This window comes from Spongiivirga sp. MCCC 1A20706 (assembly GCF_046524175.1).
Classification (GTDB): domain Bacteria; phylum Bacteroidota; class Bacteroidia; order Flavobacteriales; family Flavobacteriaceae; genus Spongiivirga.
Genome location: NZ_JBEFZF010000003.1, coordinates 1 through 23,114, shown reverse-complemented (window position 1 = coordinate 23,114; position 23,114 = coordinate 1). Strand labels below are relative to the sequence as shown.

Here is a 23,114-nt window from a genome sequence, read left to right as displayed (position 1 = left end):
TTATGAATGAACTTTTTAATACACGACTACGATCAACCTAAATAAAACAATCAAAAAATGAAGACTTTATGAAACGAAGAGAATTTGTTCAATATGCAGGACTTGGAGCTGGAGCTTTAATGGTTCCTTCTTTGATGTTAGGTAATAACATTGCGGAAGAAGCCTTACTGGAGCCAGGAATGGATATTGCTATTAAAAAAAGACTAGCTGATGTTGCACTTAATACTGCTAAATCACTAGGATCGACCTATGCAGATGCCAGAATTGGCAGGTATCTTAATCAATACGTATTTACCCGTGAAGATAAAGTACAGAACGTGGTAAATACTGAATCATTTGGAATTGGAATACGGGTAATTGCAAATGGCACTTGGGGTTTTGCTTCTACTAACGATGTTTCAGAAAATGGGATAAAAAAGGCTACTGAACAAGCGGTGGCAATCGCAAAAGCGAATTCAAAAATACAAAAAGTACCCGTTAAGCTCGCGCCGGTACAATCGTACGGAGAGGTTTCTTGGAAAACACCCATTAAAAAAGATTTTAAAGATGTTCCTGTTTCAGAAAAGGTAGATTTGCTTTTAAATGCCAATGCTGCCGCCATGAAAAACGGGGCTAATTATGTGAATTCGGCATTATTTATGGTAAATGAGCAAAAGTATTTTGCTTCTACCGAAGGTTCGTATATCGATCAAGATGTGCATCGCATTTGGCCAACTTTTGGTGTTACTTGTATTGACAGAGGTACAGGCAAGTTCAAATCACGACAAGCGCTTAGTGCTCCAATGGGTATGGGGTATGAGTATATGGACGGACTTGACTCAGAAAAGTTAGATGGTCCGGCAGGCATTAAACTATATCGAAATAGCTATGATATGGTCGAAGATGCTGCCTTGGCAGCACAACAAGCAAAAGAAAGACTTACGGCCAAGTCAGTTGAAGCTGGTAAGTATGATCTAGTGCTTGAGCCAAATCACTTAGGATTGACCATTCACGAATCGGTAGGACACCCATTAGAATTAGATCGTGTTCTTGGATATGAGGCGAACTATGCAGGTACCAGTTTCGCAACGCTCGATAAATGGGAGTCGAAAAACTTCAAATACGGTAGCGACATTGTTAACCTCGTAGCCGACAAAACTCAAGTCGGATCACTTGGAGCTGTTGGTTACGATGATGAAGGAGTGAAAACTAAAAAATGGGATTTGGTACGTAATGGTATATTGAAAAATTATCAGGCCATCCGCGATCAAGTTCATATGATCGATCAAAATGAATCACATGGTTGCTGTTATTCCCAAAGTTGGAATGATGTTCAATTTCAACGCATGCCAAACGTATCATTAGAGGCAGGTAAAGAAAAGTATTCGGTTGCCGATATGATAAAAGACGTTGAAAAGGGTATTTACATAGCTGGAAGGGGGTCATACTCTATTGACCAACAACGTTATAATTTCCAATTTGGCGGAACTGTTTTCTACGAAATTAAAGACGGTAAAATTGTTGGTATGTTAGATGATGTGGCATATCAATCTAACACCCAAGAATTCTGGAATTCCTGTACTAAAATTTGTGATGAAAGCGATTACCGATTATTCGGTTCTTTCTTTGACGGTAAGGGCCAGCCTTCGCAAATAAGTGCTGTTTCTCACGGAAGTTCTACTACAAGATTTAATGGTGTAAATGTTATTAATACTGGTAGAACAATATAATTCATCGTTTTATAACAAATAGAAAATATCATGGCAATATATACAAAAGAAGAAGCAAGAAAGATCATGGAAAAAGCGTTGAGCTTTTCCAAGGCTGATGCTTGCGAAGTAAATTTAAATGGAAGTGAAAGCGGCAATATTCGTTATGCCCGAAATACAGTTTCAACAGCTGGACATAGATCAAATCAAACCTTAGTGGTGCAGTCTAACTTCGGTAAAAAATCGGGAACTGCTACTATCGACGAATTTGATGATGCATCGTTAGAAAAGGTGGTTAGAAGAGCAGAAGAACTTGCTAAATTATCTCCTGAAAATCCTGAATTCATGGAGCCTTTAGGCCCTCAGAAATATGACGAATCAATTACGTTTAGCGAGGCTACTGCAAATATAACACCAGAATATCGTGCTAAAGTAGCAAATAGTAGCATTGAGCCTGCAGCAGCTAAGGATGTAACAGCAGCAGGATTTTTGAACGACTCATCTGGTTTTAGTGCAATGATGAACTCTAAAGGGCTTTTCGCTTATAATAAATCTACGAGCGCCAATTTTACGGTTACCATGCGTACCAACGATGGTACAGGGTCGGGTTGGGTAACACGCGATTATAATGACGTTAGTAAGTTTGATGCTGCTGAGGCTTCGAAAATTGCAATTGATAAGGCATTAATGTCTAGAGAAGCAAAGGCGATCGAACCGGGTAAATATACCGTTATTCTAGAACCCGCAGCTTCCATAGGACTTTTGGGTAATATGTTTGGTGCATTTAATGCCCGAACTGCCGATGAAGGTCGAAGCTTTATGTCCAAAGAAGGAGGAGGTACGAAGCTCGGAGAAAAAATAGTAGATGAGCGCATTCAATTATGGTCAGATCCTTTAAATCCTGAAGTGCCGACTGGCACTTGGAATGGGGCTGGACAACCGCTCAAAAAAATGAAATGGATTGAAAATGGCGTTGTAAAAAACCTTTCTTACAGCCGTTATTGGGCGAAAAAGAAAGGCGTTGAAGCCGTTCCGTTTCCATCCAATGGAATTATGGCCGGTGGTGATGCTTCACTTGAAGATTTAATAAAAGATACTAAAAAGGGAATTTTGGTTACAAGATTATGGTATATACGTAGTGTAGACCCACAGACTTTACTATATACAGGTTTAACGCGAGACGGTACCTTTTATATCGAAAACGGAAAATTAAAGCATCCTGTAAAGAATTTCAGGTTTAATGAAAGTCCGATAATTATGCTCAATAATCTAGAGACTTTAGGTCAGCAGGTTCGTATAGATGGTAATTTGATACCTTATATGAAAATTAGAGACTTTACATTTACAAGCCTTTCTGACGCGGTTTAATTTTTAATAATAATAGCAATAAACTGGTTGTTTTGATAACATCATTATGGCCAGTTTTTTCTTTAAACCTAATAGTCTTGAATAATAAGTTTTTCTTTACCAGACTACAATATGAATCTGGAGATTGGGACGTTGACCAGCGCATGCCATCTAATCTGCTTAATTCGTTGGTAGAGTATACAACTTTGACTGTTGATACCCAAGAAAAGATAATTTCCTTAAGCAGTGATGATATATTCAAAAGTCCGTTTTGTTATCTGTCAGGACACAAACTGGTTCAATTCACTAAAAAAGAAGCCGAAAACTTTAAGAAGTATGTAAGTAATGGTGGTTTTGTTTTTGTTGATGATTGTAATCATGATATTGATGGTTTGTTCTCAAAATCATTTGAAAGACAAATGGAAATTCTTTTTCCCGGACAATTAAAAAAAATACCCAATGACCATGAACTTTATAAAGTATTTTTTGAGTTTGAAAATGGACCACCCACTACATCACAAGAATTAAATGGTTGGGGCGATGATTTAGTACATGACTATCTTAAGGCCATTCTTGTTAATGGACGCATTGGTTTGCTATACAGTAATAAAGACTATGGTTGCGAGTGGGATTATGACTTTAGAAATAAACGCTGGTATAAAATTGATAATACCCGATTTGGTGTAAACATCGTTATGTACGCACTTACATCGTAAAATTATATCTATGAATGAAGAATTAGCAAGCATTGAACAAGAGGTAACGATGCTTACCGATAAAATTGATGCTCTAAGAGTTGAAATTGCAAAAGTAATAACAGGTCAACAAGAGACAGTCGAACAGCTTTTAATTACATTTTTGGCTGGAGGGCATGCGCTTCTTGAAGGTGTTCCAGGTTTAGCAAAAACACTCATGATAAGAACCTTAGCGCAAGCGATTGATTTAAAATTTAAGCGAATACAATTCACTCCTGATTTAATGCCTTCAGACATTATTGGTACTGAAGTATTAGAAGAAGATCATAGTACGGGAAAGAAGTTTTTTAAGTTCAATAAAGGTCCCATTTTCGCTAATATTATTCTTGCGGATGAAATTAACCGCACCCCACCTAAAACGCAGGCTGCGTTGTTAGAAGCTATGCAAGAATTTAAGGTGACTTATTCTGGGAAAAACTACCCATTGGATAGACCATTTTTCATATTGGCTACGCAAAATCCAATTGAACAATCGGGAACTTTCATGTTACCTGAAGCACAACAGGATCGTTTTCTGTTGTACATAAAAATCGGATATCCAACAGAGTCTGATGAAACGACTATTTTAAAAAATACTACCGGGACTAAAAAAGAAATTGTGAATGCAATTATAAGCGGTGAAGAAATCCTTCGTTTGCAAGAGTTAGTAAGAGAAATCCCGATTAGTGACGATTTAATCGACAAAGTGAGTAAACTAGTAAGAGCTACCAGACCTGAAACTACGTCATCCAATTATGTTAAAGAATGGGTAAGTTGGGGAGCCGGACCAAGAGCTGGTCAGGCAATGATATTAACCGCTAAGGCAAGCGCGTTAGCTCAAGGTCGACTATCCGTTACTTTAAACGATATTAAAAATGTAGCTTATCCAGTATTACGTCATCGTATTATAACAAATTTTAGAGCGGAGTCAGAAGGTATTACCGCAGACCATGTTACCCGTGAACTTCTAAATGCCATTACATAGCAAAATAACTACTTGTGAAACAGTATGATCATCAACTTTTAAAACCAGAATTGATACGAAGTGTATCAGGACTCGCTCTCATTGCGAAAGTTGTTGTTGATGGATATCTCTCAGGATTAAACCATAGTCGTAGAGTAGGAGCTGGAATGGAGTTTAGCCAGTTTCGAAATTACGAAGTGGGAGATGATTTAAGGTTGTTAGATTGGAAAATGCTAGCCAGATCTGGAAGATATTATATTAAGCAGTCTGAAATTGAAACCAATATTACAATCAAATTTGTGGTAGATGCAAGTGCTTCCATGATGCATACCGAAAATGAGCTTTCAAAAATGGATTATGTTAGGGTTTTGATAGCCGCCATGGCCTATATATCCCAGAATCAGGGTGATGCTATTGGCTTATTTGCTTTAAACAATGACGAGTTATATAGTCTAGCTTCAAAGGTACAACGACAACATTTTAACCAACTACTTTCTACTTTAATAAAAATAGAAAGTAAGGGCAAGTGGCCTGAAAAGCTTAAAGAAGCCGGCATTTTTCATGACAGAGGTCATAAAGAATTAATATTCTTTATAACTGATTTTTACGAACATAATGATGAGTTAAGCAATTTTGTGCAGCGGTTAAAAACCAATAGAAATGAAGTAGTGGTTTTGCATATAATGGGAAAAAATGAAATGGATTTTGACTATGAGGGAACGCTCACTTTTGAAGATTTAGAAACCGGAGCTAAACGAAAAGTAGATACTAAAAATGCCAAAAACTATTATTTGGAATCCTTGCAAACTCATATATCCACCGTACAAACTACATTGCTGAGTAAAAATATTGGCTATCATCTTTTTAGATTAGATGGACCAATTGGTTATGCATTACAACAATTTATCAAAATGCGAAATAGAATTGCGTAAATGACTTTTTTAAACCCAACATATCTATGGGCTTTATTGGCACTGGCTATTCCAATAGTAATTCACTTATGGAGTAAAAAAGAAGGTAGGACCATTAAGGTTGGAAGCATTCAATTACTTGATGAGTCCGATTCAAAAAAAACGAGTAGCATTCGGCTTAATGAGATTCTATTATTGTTACTACGTTTATTATTGGTTACTATTTTGGTTTTTATTTTGTCAGAACCACAACTTAAAAGAAAGGTAATAACAACCCCGATTACTTATATAGTGGAACCTTCACTATTAGATGATTCTAAAATAGCAGCTGTTATTGACACAATCGATCGATCGAATGTAAAGCTTTTGCAGAAAGGATTCCCAGATTATGATCCGGATAATTCTTATGAGGTATTTAATGTTCCGAATTATTGGAATTTAGCTAAGGAAATGGAGAACCTGCAAACAGATAGTGTGGTGGTGTTTACAAAAGCATTTATACAAGGCCTCAAGGGGCTTCGTCCAACGATATCATCAAATATTAACTGGATTGTATTTGATACAGAATCTACTATTAACGAAAGAATAAATGCTGAGAATAAAGGCGATTCTATCAAACTGGTATCTGTTTTTAGTAATGCTAAGAAACTTTCTTATGCAGATAATGTGATTTCAATTGATGATCGAACACTTCAGTTAAATAAAACGAAGGATAGTGTTTTTTTTAATGATAATGAGTTCATTAAAAACATAAAAATTAATAAAACAGCATCACTGAAGACGTTGATTTATTTTGATGATAGCTTACGTAATGAAAAATTATATGTAGAAGCTTCTTTAAAGGCGATTTCCAGATATATTGACCAATCCATAAAAATCGATACCAGGACAAGTGATGATACTACAGAAAATCTAGAATATGATCTTTTGGTTTGGTTAAGCGGGAAAGTACCACCAAAAAGTGAAAGAAAAGTATTGATATATAAAATGGATGATCTTGCTCATAATCTTATTGAAAAGGGGGAGTTGCCAAATACATTTTATTTAACCAAAACGCTTAGTACTGATATCGTTGTTCAACAACACTTTGCAGAACAGCTTCTAAGAACACTTAACCCAAATCGTAATTTAAAAAAGCACGTTCAACAATACGATAAAAGAGCTGTAGCCTCAAACGAGATTGATACGATAAAAACTAGACCCAATAAGAAATCCAAACAAACGGCTAATGTTTCCTTTGATAAATGGTTTTGGGTACTATTCATTTTGTCTTTAATAGCCGAAAGAGTGGTTTCAAAAACAAGAAAGCAATAATGGGAGAAGCGGCTAACATATTAATTCAGTTTAAAAGAAAATGGCAGTGGCTTAAATGGTTGGAAGTCTTTCTTTATGCTATAGGAATTATGGTGTTTACACATTTTTTGTTTGAACATATAGTTATCACAATGCTGGTTTCCTTGTTAACTTTTGTGATAATTTCTTTCGTTATCAAGCCTTGGACCACTAGTTTGAATACGGTAACTATGTATATCGATGAAAGTCTTGATAAAGCTCAGTACAGTTCGGGTTTATTATTAAAAAAGAAAGAAACCCTATCGGGCTTAGCGCAATTACAGCAACATAAGATTCTACAGACACTCACAACTAACTTAAACAGAATAAAACCTCCTCATAACCTATTTAAAGCCGGTTTGACAATGTTGGTATTTATCATGGCCGGTTTGTTGGCATATCAATTCAATGTAGTTGAATATCTTACCAGCAACTCATATCCAAAGCCTCCATCAGAGAATATTACTTTCATACCTGTGGATTCTACTGAAGTAGCAAAACAAGTTCCCAACATTAAAAACCAATTAGTACGAGTACGGTATCCCTCATACACCAATGTTGGCCCCTTTAAAAACACAGATATGAATGTCAAGGCGTTGGAAGGCGCCACATTATCTTGGGAGCTTAGGTTTGATTCAGAAGTTAAGAATGTTGTTATTGAGAGTATGGGAAAAAGGTATCCTATGAATTTTGATAATGGCACTTATAAAAGAACCTTTTTAGTTAAGGCATCCGGATTTTACAATTTTAAATTTACAGATCTTTATGACAGGGAGTACACCTCAAAATTGTATGCCATTGAAATGCTGAAGGACAAAGAGCCTGATATTAAGATCAACAATATCGAGCAGTTTACATCTTTTGATCATGATGGAGAAATGAAATTGCCTTTTACAACTAATATTAACGATGATTATGGTCTGGCTGACGCTTACATTGTTGCTACAGTGAGTAAAGGTTCAGGAGAGTCCGTTAAATTTAGAGAAGAAAAATTAGATTTCGACACATCGATTGATAAAGGAAAAAAGAATCAAAATCTGCTAAAAACAATAAATCTACAAAAGCTTAAAATGGAACCTGGCGATGAGCTCTATTTTTATGTTGAAGCTTTTGATTATAAAAAACCAAAACCAAACAGTGCGCGAAGTGAAACCTTTTTTGCCGTTATAAAAGATACGATTTCTGATCAATTTGCAGTGGAAGCGACCATGGGAGTTGATTTAATGCCAGAATATTTTAGAAGTCAACGACAATTAATTATCGATACCGAAAAACTCATTAAAAGTAAACCAAAATTAACTGCGAAAGAGTTTAAGTTCAGTAGTAACGAATTGGGATTTGATCAAAAAGCTTTGCGTCTAAAGTATGCTCAATTTATGGGTGATGAGTCGGAGTTTGCTCATGCCCCAGAGGAAGATGAAGGCGATCATGATCACGAGCATGAACATGATGATGGTCATGATCATGAAGACGAAGATGAAGATCCGCTAGAAGCATATACCCATGACCACGACCATGAAAATGAGCATAATCTGGTTGATGAAAATACCCAGGAAAAGAATAAAGGAACCGTTCAAGAATTAGAAGAGTACGTTCATGATCATGGAGATCCGGAGTCAGCAACCTTATTTGCTAAATCATTAAAAGGTAAGTTAAGACAAGCTTTAAACGAAATGTGGGATGCAGAATTATACCTTCGTTTGTACACCCCAGAAAAGTCCTTACCCTATCAGTACAGAGCACTAAAACTCATTCAGGAAATAAAAAATAGCGCGCGTATTTATGTACATCGTATTGGGTTTGATCCTCCTCCAATTAAAGAGGATAAAAGACTCAGCGGGAAAATTGATGAAGTTTCTAATTTTAGAAAGAATGAAGATTTAAGAAAACCAGAAATGTATCCATCAATTCGAGAAACGATCGATAGGTTAGAACAGCTTATTTCACAAAATGAAATGCCGTCAGAAGCAGACACTGTATTATTCAAGAATGCAGCCAATGAATTGGCTATAAAAGCAATCGAAAACCCTGGAAGTTATCTCATTACATTACAGGGATTAAAAGTACTATCAGACACAGATCGAGGAACTCCAAAACTATTAAGATCGGTTCAAAAAGGATTATACGCTGCTGTGCCTGAAAAAAAACCGAGTCCTTCAAAAGTATCGGCCAGTCAAAGTGAAATCAATGCATTATTGATTAATGAACTTAATTTTAATGACTGATTCTCTACTTTTTTTAAATAAGAATTGGTTGTGGCCTGCCCTAATCGCTGGATTTTTATTACTGCTAGTTTTTATATGGAAGGAATATCAAAAGCCCAATTCTGAAAATATTTGGATACGTATTTTCATAGCCTTCATTGGGATTTCATCATTAGTAATATTGGCCTTGAAACCCATCATCAATATAGAGGTTAAACCATTTAAAGCTGTTGTTGTTACAGATGATTATTCACAACAACGGTTAGACAGCTTAAAAAAGGAACATAAAAATATACAGTTAGTATCCTACAATGTTAATGAGCCTATATTTGAAACTAACAAGTTTCCTGATACTGTTTTTATCGTTGGAAACGGTATAAAACCCTATGACCTTTGGCAATTGGATAAGACCAATGTGACCTATTATAAAGGGGGTATTCCTCAGGGAATCATTCGATTCAAATACAATGATCAGGTTACCTTGGGGAAGCAACTTGTATTCAAAGGTCTTTATCATAAGGCAAAAAAAGGAAGAATCTTAACACTTAAAGGGCCGGGTGGAGTTGCTTTGGATTCAATTTCCTTAAAAGATACAATATTACAACTCATTAATCTTGAAACCAAAGTAAGGGTTAGTGGTAAGTTTCTTTTTTCTATAGAAGAAAAAGATTCAACAGGCACAGTATACTTCGATAACCCACTTCCTGTTATCATAAACAACCCACAGCCGTTGAAAATTTTGATGCTGAATGGCTTCCCGACTTTTGAAACAAAATATCTCAAAAATTATTTAGCAGAAATGGGTCATGAACTTATTGTTCGTAGTCAGATTACCCGAGGACGTTTTAAGTATGAATATTTTAACATAAAAAGAACACCAATTGGTCAATTAACTGAAAAGAATTTGGCAGCTTTTGATCTTGTATTCTTAGACGCAACTACTTTCAAAAAGTTCGGTAATTCAACTAAGGAAGCATTTAAGAAGGCCGTTACGAAAAATGGTTTGGGCATATTTATACAAGCAACTAATGATGGTATTGGTGCGGTAGAGAAGTTTGCAGGCTTTTCATTTATGTCAGATAAGTTGACCGAAATTAGGACCTTGAATAATTCAAAATTCAATGTATCTAAATTACCTATTGTGTTTAGGGAGAATTTGGCTCAATATCCTATTCATGATAGTAATGATAAAATGATATCTGTTTTTAAAGCGATAGGTAATGGTAAGATTGGTTCAAGTGTATTGCAAAATACATACGAGTTACTTTTAAGAGGAAACACCGATGAATACCAAAGGCTCTGGAGCAAAATAATTAACGAGATTGGTAAAAAAGAATTAAAGACTATTGAATGGCAAACAGATTCTAAAATAGTATATCGAAATCATCCCTTTGAATTTGATCTTAGGTCGACCAATCAAAATATTGAGGTTCGTTCTAATGACGAATATAACATTCCCATAAAAGAAGATATTGACGTTTCTAATCTTTGGCATGGTAGAACCTATCCTAAAAAAATGGGATGGAATTCAGTGTCAATATCAAAAGATACAATGCTGGCACTGCATTATTTTGTTACCGATACCCTAAAATGGCAAGCAAATCATACGTACCAAACTATTCTTGAAAATCAGAGGTATGCTAAAAAATCAACAAAAACCTCAATGCCATCTTATCTAAAAAAGCCACTATCGCCTTTGTGGTTTTTCTTCATCTTTATAGGATGTATGGGGTATTTGTGGTTAGCACCAAAGCTTCAAAATTAAATCTTCTTTAATATTTAATGATGATTACAATCTGTTGACTGTGAAAGTGCTATTAAGTCAGGAGTGCTGTTTGACTCGAGGAAATCAACTAATTACCGTTCTCATGAAGGTAAGTAGGTCAAATGGGATTATTTAATGTTTATTTATGACTTTCTATGCGTTAAATAGTTGATTGCGCTATATCTTTGCAAATCCTAAAATAAAAGGATTGCTAGAAGACTTTATTATTTCTTTTTTATGGAGTATATCTCCCTTTGGTGAAGCAAAGGTGGGTATACCGTATGGTATGCTTAATGGTGCAAATATTTACATAATATTTTTTATCTGTTTGGTGGCTAACATTCTGGTTTTTCCTATTATGATGTTTTTTCTTGATCATATTAATCGCTATTTACTTCGATTTCATTGGTATAAAAAACCTGCTATTTTTGTTGCTAGAAGAGCCAAAACCGGTTCAGGCAGCAAGATCAGAAAATATGGTTTCTTAGGACTGACTTTTTTTGTGATGATTCCGCTTCCTGGTACTGGGGTATATGCCGGTAGCATTGCTACTTATATTTTTAAAATGGATAGGAGTAAGGCTTTTATAGCGAATAGCATTGGTATTGCAGTGTCATCGATTATTATTTGGGTTACTACTTATTTGAGCATGACATCTGTTTAGGGAATAATTTTAATTCAACAATACACCATATAACTAACTATGAGATTAACTACCAATAGTTTTTTGATTGTATTCATGTGCTTGATACTATCAAACTGTAAAAATGAGAAAAAGAAAACAACAAGTGATAGTGTTACAAGTAATGCTGCAGGGAAACATCAAGACCTTAAAGACAACCTAAGTTTGTATGCTTCTTTTGATAATGGGGTCGATGCAGATTTTGCGAAAGGGGATGCTAGCATGTACAGTGTTACAAACCGTAAAGAGCGAGATTCGGCAAAATTGGGACTTGATAAAGAAGGTGTTTCTATTGTAAACCAGGAAGGATATGTTGGAGATGCTTTAAAGTTTACCAAGCGCAGTAAGGGTTATATCTACTTTAAAAGTAAAGGTAATGTTAGTTACAGCACCGCAAATTGGGAGGGTACCATATCTTTTTGGTTAAGTCTAGATCCAGAAACAGACTTAGAACCGGGTTATTGCGATCCTATCCAAATCACTGATTCTGGTTACAATGATGCCGGTTTCTGGGTAGATTTCACAAAAGAAAATCCGCGTGACTTTCGTTTGGGAGTCATTGGTGATCGTATAAGCTGGAATCCGAATCCTGAAGGTCCGGATAATGAAAATCCGATTTTTATTGAGCAGTTACCTGTAGTTAAAAATCCACCATTTGATACAGGGAAATGGACTCATGTGGTTATTACATTTAAAGATCTCAATACTGAAAATGGCCAAGCAGCGCTTTATCTTGACGGTGCTCTTAAAGGGGAACGTAAAGAAATAAAGGATCCTTTTACATGGGAGGTCGATCAGTCTAATATCTATCTTGGTCTTGGGTATATCGGACTTATGGATGAGATTTCTATTTTTGAAAAAAGCCTATCTTCTGAACAAGTTGGTGCTTTATATACATTAAAAGGCGGAGTAAAAACACTTTTAGATTAATATCTAAATTATTGTACAATTGTAAAAAGGCAGGTCTCATCACCTGCCTTTTCAATTTCTTAGAAGTAGTTTATTACTTGGTGGAAACTAAAACACCGTTTTCCCAAACTCCAGTAACAATACTACCGTCTGTTTTCCAGATTTTACCTTTACCATGGCGTTTGTCTTTTTTCCACTTACCGCTAAACTTTTCTCCGTTGACGTAATACATACTTCCTTTACCATGACGTTGGTTTTTTTTGAAAGCACCTTCATAACGTTCGCCATTGGCCCATGTGTATGTACCTTTTCCTGCAATACTACTTAAGGACAATGAACCAGAATAAGTATCCTCATTAAACCATTTAATATTTCCCCTTATGATATATCCGTCTTTTACTTCGACATCAAAAGTAGCCCCTTCAGATTGATATTTATACCAGCCGTTATCAAGTTGAGAAGCTACCAAACCCGGTACGTTATTAATTATTTGAGCATTTGTTATAAAACCGATTGTTAACAGTAACAGTGTAAAAACGTTTCTTTTCATCTTTTTTTTAGCAATTGTCGAAAAAGGGTAGTATTACCTTACGTAATACTGTGATACTAGATTGTGTAGTTTATTCGACTATGATTGAACCTGGTTCACAATTATGTCCCCTTTCTTGGAAATCAAAATCTTTAGGCTTATTTTCAATGTATAGGTTTAATGAAGATAAAATCGTATTCATATTTTGTTAGGAAGAGGTAGTTTTTTGATTAGATTTTTTTCACTTTTTATGGTAGCCTTTACTATATCTTGTAATGAAAGTGAGGTTGAAGAAAGCAGTTTGATATCCTGTTCGGATGGAGTAATGAATGGTGATGAAATTGGAATTGACTGCGGGGGTTCATGCGAAAATGACTGTTTACCAGAAAATGCCATTGAAGGAGAGCTGGTTAGTGTGTTACAATTAACTTCGGATAAAGAATATGTATTAACTGGTCCCTTATTAGTAAGGGATGGAGGTAGACTATTAATACAAGCAGGAACGGTCGTCAAAGCACAAAAGGGAAATGATGTTTACATCGCAATCGCCCAAGGTGGCGAAATACTTGTTTACGGCAGAGAGGATGCGCCTGTCATTATTACTTCAGCTGAGGATAATCCTCAACCTGGAGATTGGGGAGGTTTGCTAATTTGTGGTAAGGCACCATTGAATTCAGGAGAAATTTCCAGGTCAAGACTGTTAGATTTGTTCTATGGTGGAAATGACACCACAGATTCATCTGGTCTGTTAAGATATCTTAGAATTGAGTATGCTGGTGCATTACAAAACGATGGAGTACCATTTAATGCATTTTCTTTTTATGGCGTTGGGGCTTCAACTACAATTTCAAACGTTCAATCGTATAATTCTCTTGGTAACGGTTTTGAGTTTATTGGAGGATCAGTAAATGTGGAAAATCTCGTTGCAAACAATAGCAATGCAAACGGTATTTATTTAAGAGAAGGCTGGGATGGAGTTCTTAATCGCTGTTATCTTGAAGAAAATGAAGAAGCTGGAATTACAATTGCTAATAATGAGCAAAATTCGTTAGCCCTTCCGCTAACTCAGGGAGAAATTTTCGAGGTAACGATTATTGGGACTAACACTAAAGGGATATCACTTTTAAATGGTGGAGGCGCATTTAGTTTGTCTAATATTTATACTAAAGGACTCAATATTGGGATTAATGTATCTGGATCCGAAACCGTAAATCTAATTGATAGCGGGAACTTCACTATTAATAATATCGAATTTGATGATCCCTTTACTGATTTTATTGCAACCAATTATACCGGTACGTTCCCATCCTTTTATAATGAAAGCAGTAATGAAGGGGCGGGAAATAAAGAACTTACTCCAGAGTGGGCAATAAATTGGATTCGCTGAATCTATATTATTCAACAACTACTGTTCTTGAAATAGAAGTGGTTTTTCCATTGGAAGAAATACCTTGTATAGTTATTTCAAATGCTCCTTTAATATCAGATGTATAAAAATTGATAACAGCCTCATTTTCATTTGTGGTCAAATTAGGAAGCCATAATAACTGCAGTCGATCATCAGGAATTTTACTTTTGGTATTGACATCATATATTTGATTAAAATACTTTTTAGACGTTAGTTGTGTACTTAATAGCTCATAAGTAGAGCCAAAAGTATCGTAGTTTCCTTCTTGATCTAAATTTCTCGATTTTAATAAAATAGCACCTTGGAATACCGAAGGACCTACTATAAACTGATCGCGATACACGACGATTTCATCTATGCCAGCTGATTTCATATTGAGTATCTGATCATGATTTTGTATTAGAATTCCATCAAGCAATAACAGTGGCAGTATACCTGTATTTGTATTGTAATTATACCCTTGAACGAATAAGGCACTAGTTTCTTTCGATACTTTTTTTATTGATACATCTTTTACAATTTCAAAAATGGTTTCCTCTAATAATTCAAAACGACTGTAGTCATCTAGTTTATAGGACTTATAAGCTTTATTTGATAGAATGTTATTGGCGGGTGTACTTAAAATAGAATCTGGCTTAAACAAAAAGTATGCGTTCTCTACTTGGTTATGAATACTTCTTTGTAAAATGTCTTTTCTCATTAAACTGTCTAAATAGAGATTACTAAAGACTAGGTTATCTAATTGCGGGGATTTATGTTTCTCAAGTTTAATTTGGTAATCGTTAGTGTTTTCATTTAATATTTGCACTATTCCTTTGTTGTTTGCAAAATTGGAATCAATATTTTGATAGAAAATGCCCCTATCATTGGTGTAGGCTATGCCAAAATAAAATTTTTCACCAGGAATAGACATTGCTACCTTTAATCTCTCTATCGGCTTATCGTTATTATTGGAGGATATGGTACCTTTGATTAAGCTGCCTCTAAGTTCTGGTAGATAATAGCTTGCGTTGACATTATTGAATAAATACTTAGGTTGTTTAAGATAATTCAGTCCTTGAAAATTAGTTTTTGCTGGACTTTTAAAGGAGTTTTTTTTCCTTACTGAAATACTGTAAATTCCATTAGAAAATGTAGTATCTAGGCTTTTTAAAAGCATTTCTACTTTTGATCTTTTTTTGAAAACTGAGTCTTTTAGTTGTAAAACAACTCCATTGTCCTGATCTGTACTTCGTGTATTCGGTTTATTCGTTAAACTTTGCTTTGTTTCAAGGCCCTCTTTTTCTATATTATTGGTAACAAATTGATTGCCTTGGTATGGATTGATAATATGTATATCATTCTGGAAGAAAAGATCTGACGTTCCATTTTGCATCCACTGGGTATATCCAACGAGTTTGTAGCTGCCAGATTTTAAGGAGGTTGGTACAAAATAATCACTTTGTCCGACCCCGTTTTTTAGCCTTAGCTTGTGCTTAAAAATGACATCACCATTTGCACTAATCAATTCTACGTAACCAATTTTGCTTAAGCCGCTTAATAAACTAGTTTCTGTATTGAGACAATAGAAGCTATAGTATAGATATTCACCAGTTAATAAAAAAGAATCATTAAAATGAATATAAACAGACTCCGGTGCTGTATTACCAAGTACTGCAAGTTGTTTTTTGTTTTGAATACGTGTTTGCGCCTGAAGGGGATGTACTAAAACCCAGAGAAGTAGAAATGAAATGAGAATGTTTTTTTTCATCGATTCTAATAATTATTCAATCCAAAAATCCGGAATTTTGTTACTTCCTAAAGTGGTGCAATCTCCACATTCTTTCCGCACCATTAAAAAAGGACCTCCTGGCATTACACCATTGTTAAAATCATAGAATCTTAGGACATCATCATATATTAAATTAAGTAGTTCTCTTTCTCCCAAAGATCCTTCAGTAAGTGGAGCACTAATTACGCAGTCAGCGAAGTAGGGGGGTAGCTCCTCACCAGGAAAATAATCTTCATAATTAAAAAATATGCGTTTTTCATCACTTGCTACAATTTCAAAAAAACCTGCTACATTTTCATTTGGATTTTGAACGGAAGAGACGTTTCCTTGCAAGAAACCGGGTTGGTCTTCAGAAAAAACATTACCGGAAGTTTGTGAGAGACCTTTTAAGGTTTCGTAATATGAAAATGCTTCAGGACTTTGAACAAATTGTTTGATTAAAATACTATATCGATGTGTCAAAACATAATCATCACTGTCGATAAATCGGACCATGGCCCTATCTAATCTATCTTCACTTAAGTTTAATGTACTATTTAAAATAATATCCTTTGATAGGTTTTCCCCATAACATACTCGTTCCTCCTGTTCTCTTAAAATTGCTCGTATATCAAAAGTTGATATGCCTTCCGTAACAACGACAGCATCAAAAGGACTCCAAAAAGGCGCTATTATTTTAAAATTTTCGACATATTCATGACGATAGAATTTTGACGAATTATTTGAATCAAAACTATCGATAAAGATTCCAAGTCCATCGATCCCATCGTTGTTTATAAATCTTTCGACATATAAACGGTCAATAGTCGTGGTTTCAGTTGGTAATTGCATTGCAGACGAGCGATACGCTTGTCCTTGACTGGTAACAATATTTAGTACATATTCTTTACCCATTTCGGCAGCAAATGCAATATCAGAAATATATCTGCCAGGAGTAACTTCAGAAAAGGTTAGCTCATTTCCTGACTCATCAGAAATAAATACTTCCGCACCTTCTTCAGTCGGAATATCTTCTTCACCAAACTCAAATGACCTATTTAGTATAACTTCTTGTCTTTTTTGTTCATTAGTTATTGTGGCATTTACTACAAGAATGTCTTCAAAGCCTTCCACAAATTCGGCTTCTTCAAATGGTTCAATACACGCATTCGTTATGAAAAGACAAAGCAATAATGATAATACTATTTTAGTCTTAGATAAATATAGAAGCAGCAAGTATTTATGTTGTAAATCCTTCATTATTAAAAACGAAAATTATATGTGATTGAGGGGATCGGTACAGCAAAAATGCTGCTTTGTAATCCTTGTATCTCTCCATTTTCAGTAATAAAAAAAACAGAATATGGGTTATTTCTACCAAGAACATTATAAACCGAAATATTCCAAAAGCTATGTGCAAGCTTATTTTTCTTATGGTTTCCTTCAATATTAATACCTAAGTCTAAACGATAATAGTCTGGTATTCTAAATTGGTTTCTGTCACTATAAAGTACGAATGTACTGCCATTAATACTATAGTTTCCAACTGGGAAGGTGACGGGCCTACCCGTTTGGTATATGAAATTAGCTGAAAAACTGAAGCGTCTTGATAATCTATAATTTCCGACAAAACTTATATCATGAGGTTTATCGAAGTTAGATGGAAAATAATCACCATCGTTAACTTGCTCTTCTATAAAAGGGCTATCCAATTTGAAAAACGAACGTGAATAGGTATAACCTAGCCATCCATTGAATTTACCGATGTTTTTACGAATTAAAAACTCAACCCCATAAGCTTTACCTTCTCCTTGCAATACTTCAGTCTCTACAAACTCATTCAAAAGCAATTGTGCTCCGGTTTTAAAATCTAAAATATTTCGTTGTTTCTTGTAAAAACCTTCTAGACTTATTTCGTATTCGTTGACATTGATATTTTTGTAAAAACCTAAGGAGAAAATAGAAGCTTGCTGTGGTTTTATGTTGGTATCAGCCAATTTCCAGGTATCAATAGGGGAAACTGTTGTATTGTTCGATAGTGTCTGAATATACTGATAATTGTTATTGAAACTAGCTTTAACTGAAAAATCGTTATTTAAAAGATACCTTGCCGAAACTCTTGCCTCTGGTCCTCCATATGTTTCAATTATTTCGTTGTTTTCAAAAACCTCATTTCCAATAACTGTATTATCTGAACGGGGTACTCCATCTTCATATATTCTTTTAGATATTGGTCCTAGCGCTGCATATAACGAATATCGTAGACCAACATCTAGCTGAAGCCTTTCAGAGACTTTGAAATTATCTGCCAAAAAAATGGCGGATTCAAGTCCTTTTTCTTTTTGTATGGATAGCGGTACAATTAAATCAGCGCTGGTTCTAGGTTCTATATCACCCGGTTGGATGGTATATAGTTTGCTTGACAGTCCATAGCTAAAGTTATGGATTTCATTAGGGATGTAATTAAATTTGAATTTTATCTCTGTTTCATCTATCTGAAATCTTTGAGAAAAATTTGCATTCGTACTGCCCTCAAAATCGATGTTGAACTTGTATTGGCTATTGTTTACAATCAAACTACCAGTATTTTTTTCATTAAATAGGTGATTCCATTTGGCTGATAATAGCCTGTTGTTGTAGTTAAATATTGAATCTGAAGTGATACTAAATTTATCATCACTATAATATGCATTGACAGTGAGATCATTTTTTTCATTAATGGCATGATCATATTTGACGATCAAATCATAAAATGATGCTTGACTATTCTGTAACTCTGAGTCATTTAGAGAACGCAGAACCCAGTCGGAGAAAGCGCCTCTACCTCCCACTAAAATTCCAGATTTATCCTTAATTAAAGGTATTTCTGAAACCAAATTTGCTGTTATTGGGCCGACGGATCCTTCTAGTTTGAAATCTGACTTAGACGGCTTTTTTGCGTTGATATCAAAAACGGAAGATAGCCTTCCGCCATACTCAACAGGAATACTTCCTTTATAGATATTAACATCACTTATTGCAAAAGGATTAAGAGCCTGAAAAATCCCAAAAAAATGTGATGGATTGTAAATCACTGCATCTTCAAGAAGAATGAGGTTTTGATCTGTTTTGCCTCCCCTTACATTGAAACCGGATGCTCCTTCACCGGCAGTAGTAACTCCGGGTAGCGTAGTGGCAATTTTTAAAATATCTCGTTCTCCTAAAGCCGTTGGAATGTTCTTCGAATCTTCTGAACTGATTTTGGAACTTCCCGTGGTAGTATCATTAATATTTTGAGTAGCATCAGATTCTACGATGACCTCATCCAGCTGCTCAAAATTCTCGTTCACAACGAAGTTTAAAACTCCGTCATTATAAACAATAACATTTTTTTTGACGCTTTCATAACCAAGGAGACTAGTTTCTACAAGGTTGAGCCCGGGAGGTAGTTTAAGATTATAATTTCCATTACCATCAGTAATAGTTCCTTTCCCGATCAATTTTGAAAATACCGCAATATTGGGGACAGGTTTGTTGTTAAGACCATTAATTACGGTACCTGTAATTGTAAACTGTCTTTGACGAATGTTCTTATTTGCTCTTCCTATTGTTACTGTTTCAATGTTTGAAGATTGTAATGTCTTTTGCTTTTCAATAAACACGGGAGCGGATACAGTAGCTTCTTTCTTTATAGAGTCCTTTGACTTTTCAAGAAAGTTTTCAGGTAACTCCGTGTAGATAATTCTATTTTTAGTTAAGATGACTCGGTAGTCAGACCCTATGAAAAAATTAATATCAGTGTTAGAAAAAAGATCTTGAAGAATATCTGTGAGAGTAGCATTTTTGTATGTTTTAGTGAACTTTGAATCGGGTAGCCAATTTTTGGCATAATAAAATTCGAAGTCCGTTTTGCTTTCAAGTTTGGTTAAAACCTCTTCAAACGAGTTGTCTTGAAAGTCAATCGATATGCTTATTGCCTCTTGCTGGGCGAAGCAAAAGTTTGCTTGAATGAGTACAAAAAGAAGTAAAATAAATCTCATCAACCTTTAGTCTGTTTCAATATTAGTGCTTCCTGCAAATCGCTTATGATCGATTTAAAAAAAACATCCGGCTGAGTTTTTTTTAACCTTTGGTGGCTGTCATAACTGGTTTTTAAAATAGTTTTTTGATCAGGAAAAATGGAAATTAACGACTTTAAATTTTTAAGGGGATATAATTGATTCTTATACTTTAAGAAATAAGAATGCCCATCTTTAAACTCATAATAGGCTCTTTTACTATTCGTTTTTCGGGAAATAGCTTTTTTATGTTTCTTTAATAGCACTAAGGATTCTTTTTCGGATAATATTTCCGCATATCCGGAAAGGGCGCGATCACTGCTTTCTTCTTCTTTTTTTATATTGACAAAAGAGCTGTTTCCAATGGTGAAAGCAACAACTTTTCCCTTGTCTATTACGGTCATGGGCGATCCCAAAATCTCTAAATTCCCTATGATTAGCTCATCTAAATACACATCATACTTTAAGTCTAAATCAGGGTATGACGCTTCAGTCAGTAATAATGAGCCTTTATAAAACTGATCACCTTTAAAGAATTGATGTTTTTCATTAATCGTTCGAAACCTATTGAAATATTCTGTACCATTAAATACTCCGGTATTTGTTTTACCAACAATTTGATCAAAAACCAAATAGACTTCACTGTCTTTTTTTGCACTTTGCGAAAGTGCGTTATTAAAAGTTCCAATTAAAAAAAATGTGATTGAAATTTTTGCTAAGTAAAGTGCTTTTTTAGCCAATTTAGATGCGCTGGATTGAATGATGAATAGTTTCTACAGCAATTTAAGCAAAATGTTTTTTATCTAAGCCTTATTTAACACAGTGACGAATATGAAATTTGTACAATTAAGATTTTTCAAGCAATAAAATACTTGTATTACATATTTAACGTATTAGCATGCTAAAACGATCGGATCTATTCTTACACTTATAAAGTTCAATTTCAGAAAGTTTTTTTTGTTTTAAATATAAAATATCATTGATAGATTGTTTTAGGTCCTTATTGTAGTAATGTGCGGTATTTACCTTTTCTAATTCTTCGGTTATTTGGTAATGAGAAATGATATTGATACTACTTTTTGTTTGGTAGGTTTGTTTTTTACGCTTCGGTAGGTGTTTTATTTTATGTGCCAAGTGATGAAGATTGTAATTTCTTAAATACTGCAATGCTTTATAAAAACTAGCTAGTATCCATGATATCAATGTTGCCAATAACGATTTGGAATCATACCAAAAGTGAAATTCAAATCGGTATACATGATTACACCATTTGTGTTTATAGGCATATTCCAACTTTGAAAAATCAACAATCTTAATCTGTTGCTTATACGACCATTCCAATAACGTTTTAAGCTCAATGTGACCTAGTCCAAATTTTCTATAATCGGTATCAAAAACAATTCGGCTTGCAATTAGTAATTCATTAAGTATATAACTAAAGGAAATACAGATAGGTTCATTGTTATCACAGATTACAATAAATACCCCTTTTTTTTCTTTTAACAATTTAAATGATAGCTCCTTAAAAAACTTTTTCGATAAAATATTCCCATCAAGCAATTGCTCTCCTTTTTCTTGATAGCGTTTATTCATTAATTTATGATACGAATTAATGATTTGAGTGTGTTTTTTTCTGTCGGTATCTTCTTGGTAAAAGTGATAGGTAATATTAAAACTGTTCTCTAGCCTTTTTTGACATTTTCGATAGTATCTAAGTCTTCTAGCACTTACAATGCTATTTAAATATGAGTTGACATTCTCAAAACTTCTCATGTCTGCCAATAACCCTTTGTATTGTGGGATTGATCGTAGTTTGAGCGATCCACTATTATCATAACTTTTGGAAATACCAAAATAGGAGGGTACATCCCGAATGAAGAATACCTTTTTTCTATAGTCTTTCTCTTCAGGATTTGTCCGGTAATAGATCCCGTTTACCAAGTTGCCACCGACGTTTTTATAAACGTAAGGTATTTTTGATTTTACAAAGTGAACCGGATTAAAGCTATTAAATTTAAGAGGCTGTATTTTCTGTTTGAAAATAGATATCCAAAGATTTATATAGGTTCTAGAAGTGAACGGATTATTAATAAGATATTTTTTGGCCTCGACTTTTGAAAAAACGATCATTCCAGATGCTTTATGGGATTTAAAAGCAGCATATAACCCCTATGCTGCTTTTCACTACTAATCTAAAAACTCAATTAATCAATCAAAATTTGCACTGAGTCCTAGCTCCGCAAGAATGTTATGGTGTATGTAAGTATCCTAATACACCGGTTTCTATTAGTACTACCAATGCACCGATGCATATCAAACAGATCAGTAAGAATACTAATGGTGCTTTGTAGTTGTCACCTCTAGAATAGGGCATTTCCAAAAGTGTAAATGATATATAGAACCCAAATCAATATGGTCAGGAGACTTAATAAGGTTAATAACTCAAGAGCGAAGTCAGCTATCGCTTTCTTCTTATTGCTTCTATTGGTTAGTTTAAGAATCATTTGGTATTTGATTATGTCTTTTTAGCTTAATATAGAATTTGATACGATGGTCTTCAGTAGGTTCTCCCTTGTCAAGAACCATCTTTCTAACGGTATCATCTTTAATGCACTCTTTAAAATGAGCGTATGAGATTTCCATGATTACAGGTTTTGTTACAAATTAAACCTAAGTAACACCTCATGTGATCCTCTGCTGTAGTCTCCGATGTTGGTGGTCGATCTGTCATATGCATACCCAAAAGCCATCCAGTCTGCCATCTTCACAAAGGCCAGTCCACTCACTGATTCATTCAGTCGGTAGTTCAGTCCTAACTCCACACGCTTGTAGATATCAAAGGTCCCCGTCAGAT

At 34.8% G+C, this 23,114-nt stretch carries 19 protein-coding genes; 11 read left to right on the top strand and 8 right to left on the bottom strand.

Translation table 11 applies throughout. From position 1 onward, the window contains the following. The first annotated feature begins 68 nt into the window (after positions 1-68). The 10 genes from ABN763_RS08015 (at position 69) to ABN763_RS07970 (ending at position 12,557) form a co-directional block, all read left to right on the top strand. Positions 69-1,709, top strand: a complete 1,641-nt coding sequence (locus ABN763_RS08015; RefSeq protein WP_410484932.1) for a TldD/PmbA family protein — start codon at positions 69-71, stop codon at positions 1,707-1,709. A 30-nt stretch (positions 1,710-1,739) separates the two neighbouring features. Then, on the top strand, positions 1,740-3,056 hold the full coding sequence (locus tag ABN763_RS08010) for a TldD/PmbA family protein (RefSeq protein ID WP_410484931.1): 1,317 nt from the start codon (positions 1,740-1,742) through the stop codon (positions 3,054-3,056). A gap of 77 nt (positions 3,057-3,133) precedes the next feature. Next, entirely contained in the window at positions 3,134-3,751 is a 618-nt protein-coding gene (locus tag ABN763_RS08005; RefSeq protein WP_410484930.1) for a DUF4159 domain-containing protein, read from the top strand. Between the two features lie 10 nt (positions 3,752-3,761). After that, a complete protein-coding gene (locus ABN763_RS08000; RefSeq protein ID WP_410484929.1) occupies positions 3,762-4,754 on the top strand; it encodes an AAA family ATPase in 993 nt (330 codons plus the stop codon). A 14-nt stretch (positions 4,755-4,768) separates the two neighbouring features. Beyond that, positions 4,769-5,665 (top strand): DUF58 domain-containing protein, encoded by an 897-nt coding sequence (locus ABN763_RS07995; RefSeq protein ID WP_410484928.1) that lies wholly within the window; start codon positions 4,769-4,771, stop codon positions 5,663-5,665. Then, a complete protein-coding gene (locus ABN763_RS07990) occupies positions 5,666-6,958 on the top strand; it encodes a BatA domain-containing protein (RefSeq protein ID WP_410484927.1) in 1,293 nt (430 codons plus the stop codon). Continuing rightward, entirely contained in the window at positions 6,958-9,201 is a 2,244-nt protein-coding gene (locus ABN763_RS07985) for a tryptophan-rich sensory protein (RefSeq protein WP_410484926.1), read from the top strand. Before ABN763_RS07990 ends, ABN763_RS07985 begins: the two co-directional genes overlap by 1 nt. Further along, positions 9,194-10,945, top strand: coding sequence for a hypothetical protein (locus tag ABN763_RS07980; protein WP_410484925.1), 1,752 nt, complete (start codon positions 9,194-9,196; stop codon positions 10,943-10,945). Before ABN763_RS07985 ends, ABN763_RS07980 begins: the two co-directional genes overlap by 8 nt. Before the next feature lie 181 nt (positions 10,946-11,126). Beyond that, positions 11,127-11,609, top strand: a complete 483-nt coding sequence (locus tag ABN763_RS07975) for a COG2426 family protein (RefSeq protein WP_410485384.1) — start codon at positions 11,127-11,129, stop codon at positions 11,607-11,609. Positions 11,610-11,648: 39 nt separating this feature from the next. Further along, entirely contained in the window at positions 11,649-12,557 is a 909-nt protein-coding gene (locus tag ABN763_RS07970) for a LamG-like jellyroll fold domain-containing protein (protein ID WP_410484924.1), read from the top strand. Between the two features lie 73 nt (positions 12,558-12,630). Here the strand turns inward: ABN763_RS07970 and ABN763_RS07965 are convergent, their stop codons facing one another. Further along, positions 12,631-13,086 (bottom strand): hypothetical protein, encoded by a 456-nt coding sequence (locus tag ABN763_RS07965; protein WP_410484923.1) that lies wholly within the window; start codon positions 13,084-13,086, stop codon positions 12,631-12,633. A 229-nt stretch (positions 13,087-13,315) separates the two neighbouring features. Here ABN763_RS07965 and ABN763_RS07960 point away from each other — a divergent pair, with 229 nt between their 5' ends. Further along, positions 13,316-14,452 carry a right-handed parallel beta-helix repeat-containing protein gene (locus ABN763_RS07960; RefSeq protein ID WP_410484922.1) on the top strand — a complete coding sequence of 379 codons (1,137 nt, stop codon included), beginning with the start codon at positions 13,316-13,318 and terminating at the stop codon, positions 14,450-14,452. Positions 14,453-14,459: 7 nt separating this feature from the next. Here the strand turns inward: ABN763_RS07960 and ABN763_RS07955 are convergent, their stop codons facing one another. The 7 genes from ABN763_RS07955 to ABN763_RS07925 form a co-directional block, all read right to left on the bottom strand. Further along, positions 14,460-16,223, bottom strand: coding sequence for a hypothetical protein (locus ABN763_RS07955; RefSeq protein WP_410484921.1), 1,764 nt, complete (start codon positions 16,221-16,223; stop codon positions 14,460-14,462). A 12-nt stretch (positions 16,224-16,235) separates the two neighbouring features. Beyond that, positions 16,236-17,483, bottom strand: a complete 1,248-nt coding sequence (locus ABN763_RS07950; protein WP_410484920.1) for a DUF4249 domain-containing protein — start codon at positions 17,481-17,483, stop codon at positions 16,236-16,238. A 2-nt stretch (positions 17,484-17,485) separates the two neighbouring features. After that, positions 17,486-20,242, bottom strand: coding sequence for a carboxypeptidase-like regulatory domain-containing protein (locus ABN763_RS07945; protein ID WP_410484919.1), 2,757 nt, complete (start codon positions 20,240-20,242; stop codon positions 17,486-17,488). Further along, positions 20,242-21,000, bottom strand: coding sequence for a hypothetical protein (locus ABN763_RS07940; RefSeq protein ID WP_410484918.1), 759 nt, complete (start codon positions 20,998-21,000; stop codon positions 20,242-20,244). Before ABN763_RS07940 ends, ABN763_RS07945 begins: the two co-directional genes overlap by 1 nt. Positions 21,001-21,145: 145 nt before the next feature. Beyond that, positions 21,146-22,390 (bottom strand): GNAT family N-acetyltransferase, encoded by a 1,245-nt coding sequence (locus ABN763_RS07935; protein WP_410484917.1) that lies wholly within the window; start codon positions 22,388-22,390, stop codon positions 21,146-21,148. A gap of 363 nt (positions 22,391-22,753) precedes the next feature. Next, the gene (locus tag ABN763_RS07930) at positions 22,754-22,903 is read right to left on the bottom strand and encodes a hypothetical protein (RefSeq protein WP_410484916.1); all 150 of its coding nucleotides are present in this window, start codon (positions 22,901-22,903) and stop codon (positions 22,754-22,756) included. Between the two features lie 14 nt (positions 22,904-22,917). Continuing rightward, a partial coding sequence (locus ABN763_RS07925) for a type IX secretion system membrane protein PorP/SprF (RefSeq protein ID WP_410484915.1) occupies positions 22,918-23,114 on the bottom strand: 197 nt, incomplete at its 5' end.